Origin of the sequence: Actinoplanes sp. NPDC048791 (genome assembly GCF_040650095.1) — a bacterium.
Classification (GTDB): domain Bacteria; phylum Actinomycetota; class Actinomycetes; order Mycobacteriales; family Micromonosporaceae; genus Actinoplanes.
This window is the reverse complement of the sequence record NZ_JBEZGQ010001172.1, coordinates 1-2,388: the sequence shown is the minus strand read 5'-3', so window position 1 is coordinate 2,388 and position 2,388 is coordinate 1. Positions and strand designations below refer to the sequence as shown.

At 72.5% G+C, this 2,388-nt stretch carries 4 protein-coding genes; 2 read left to right on the top strand and 2 right to left on the bottom strand.

The window, feature by feature from the left end:
• Together AB0C29_RS43870 and AB0C29_RS43865 are read left to right on the top strand one after the other, a co-directional pair.
• A partial coding sequence (locus AB0C29_RS43870; protein WP_360833647.1) for a HAMP domain-containing sensor histidine kinase occupies positions 1–486 on the top strand: 486 nt, incomplete at its 5' end.
• Positions 487–527: 41 nt separating this feature from the next.
• Positions 528–1,046, top strand: coding sequence for a hypothetical protein (locus tag AB0C29_RS43865; RefSeq protein WP_360833645.1), 519 nt, complete (start codon positions 528–530; stop codon positions 1,044–1,046).
• Between the two features lie 72 nt (positions 1,047–1,118).
• On the opposite strand, the gene AB0C29_RS43860 is transcribed toward AB0C29_RS43865, so the two are convergent.
• Both AB0C29_RS43860 and AB0C29_RS43855 read right to left on the bottom strand, forming a co-directional pair.
• Positions 1,119–1,889: a DUF5995 family protein gene (locus AB0C29_RS43860; protein WP_360553358.1), complete on the bottom strand. Its 771-nt coding sequence runs from the start codon at positions 1,887–1,889 to the stop codon at positions 1,119–1,121.
• A gap of 175 nt (positions 1,890–2,064) precedes the next feature.
• The coding region (locus tag AB0C29_RS43855) for a helix-turn-helix transcriptional regulator (RefSeq protein WP_360833643.1) at positions 2,065–2,388 on the bottom strand (324 nt) is incomplete at its 5' end.

The window sequence follows — 2,388 nt, the reverse complement described above, 5'->3', positions numbered from 1 at the left end:
GACATCGTGCCGGTGGACCAGGTCGACCTGGCCGGCTCGGCCGCCGAGGCGTGGGCCCGGCGCTGCGGCCCGGACGGCCCGCAGCTGCGCACCGAGCTGCCCGCGGAACTGGTCGTGGTGGCCACCGACCCCGGCCGCATCCGCCAGGTCATCGACGGGCTCTGTGAGAACGCGCTGCGGGTGGTGCCGCCGGGGGCCCCGCTGATCCTGGCGGTCCGGCCCGGTCCGCACGGCGGCGTGCTGGAGATCCGGGACGGGGGTCCGGGCTTCTCGGACGAGGACCTGGCGGTGGCGTTCCAGCGTGGCGCCCTGCAGCGGCGGTACCGGGGCATCCGGCGTACCGGTAGCGGTCTGGGGCTGGCGCTGGCCGCCCGCCTGGTCGGGCGGCTCGGCGGCACCTTCGCGCCCGGGCACGCCCCCGAGGGCGGCGCGATGTTCACCATCGCTCTGCCCGCCGCGACCGGCCCTTACCCAACCCGAACATGACGCTGATCCGGCCCGTGCACGGCCGGCGCAGTCTTGGCCGCATGACACGAACCCGTATCGCGCTGACCCTGACCACTGTGAGCCTCGCCGGTCTGCTCGGGCTGAGCGGCTGCGGCGGTGGCGCGGCCCCGGCCGGTGCCCCGGCGGCGCCCGCGGCTGACGTCGCGGACGAGTCCTTCGCGCTCGCGGCCGTCGGCCTGGAGGCGGACCCGGCACCGTCGGCCTCCGCCGCGGCCAAGCCGGACAAGGCGGGCAAGCACCCCCGGGCCCGCAAGTTCCTCCGGAAGAACACCCTGCACGGCGAGATGACGGTGCAGGGCAAGGACGGCGTCAAGACCGTCGTCGTGCAGCGCGGCACGGTCACCGCTGTCGACGCCACGACGGTGAGCGTCAAGTCGGCCGACGGCTTCGCGCAGACCTGGACCTACGGCGACAAGCTGCGGGTCGTGCAGGACAAGAAGAAGGTCGAGGCCGGCGCGATCAAGAGCGGTGCGGAGATCGGCCTCGCGGGCGCCGAGGACGGCGGCAAGAGCGTCGCCCGGCTCGTCGTGATCAAGTAGCCCGGAGGTTCAGGGCCCGTGCTCTTGGACAAGCACGGGCCCTGCACCCCGCCCCCCGGAAGAAAGATCAGGTCACTGCAGGATGGCGCCCATCGGCGACATCAGCAGCTTGCCGAAAGCCTCGGCGGTGCCGTCCAGGCGCGTCCGCTCCCGGCCGAGGGCCTGCAGGTCATGGCGTACGCACCAGAGCTTCTGCGAGTTGCGCCAGGCCACGTTGCGGGTGTACTCGATCAGCTCGCCCTGCCACCAGTCGTCCAGGTCGCCGTTCATCATGTCGATGATCAGCTGCCACTTCTCCAGGAAGCCGCGGCGCAGCCCGGGGATGGACTCGGCGAAGATGTCGTTGATCTGCAGGTAGTCGTGGTGCTGGTCGCTGTCGTCGACCGGGTCGGAGCCCAGGTGGTCGAAGGTGGTGACCAGGGCGAACGGCAGGTCGAAGTTGATGTGCGCGTTCACCCCGGCGGCGGCCGACGGCAGCGGGCGCGCGTCCGGGCCGGGGATCCGGTGGAACAGCACGGACCAGGCCCGCGGGCAGCCGGCGCTGGCGTCCGACCACTGGCGCAGGGCGTCGAAGTAGCGGGCGGCGAACTCCACGTCCAGGCGGGACAGGAACGCCGGGTCGGCGAACCGGCCCGCGTACAGGCGCTCGAGCACGCTGGTCGTGATGGTCAGGTAGAGCTTGTTGAAGTCGGCGAGCGGGTTGCTGTCCAGCAGCGGCGGCACCCGCTCCAGCACGTCCTGGAGCTTCGTGAGCTGGTCGACCACCGCGGGTACGTCATCGGGGTGCCCGGCCAGCACGTCGGCCATGTCCTGGCGGACAGGCCCCCAGACGGAATCGGTGATCATCGCGGTCCTCCACACACGGAACTCCCTCGCGGAGGCCCTCCAGCACCGCCCGGCGGCCTGGTCGGGCCGGCCGGCCGGGCGGTGCTCCCCCGAACGAGAGTCAGCCTTTCACCGGGGGCGGGCGCGGGGATCGGTAGAACGACGTATTCCGCGTACGTAGATAACGAAAAGGTCACGCCGCCCGGAGGAACACCCGGCTGGCCTGCACCCGGGTCCGCACCTGGAGCTTGTCGAAGATGTGCCCGACGTGCACGCCGACGGTCCGCTCGCTGATGAACAGGGCCTGACCGATCTCCCGGTTGGTCAGCCCCTCGGCGACCGCCGCCAGGACCTCCCGCTCGCGCTCGGTCAGCACGTCCAGCTCGTCCCCGGGGTCGCGGCCCGGCGGCGGGATCGGAACCGTGTCCTCGTCGCCGGTCAGGGCCACCCGGGCCCGGGTCGCCACCGCGGTGATCTCGGCCGCGAACGGGTTGGCGCCCATGGCCCGGGCGGTCGC

What these genes read in the sequence shown, in the direction of transcription:
- AB0C29_RS43865 (WP_360833645.1), top strand. Translation starts at nt 528, where the DNA reads ATGACACGAACCCGTATCGCGCTGACCCTGACCACTGTGAGCCTCGCC.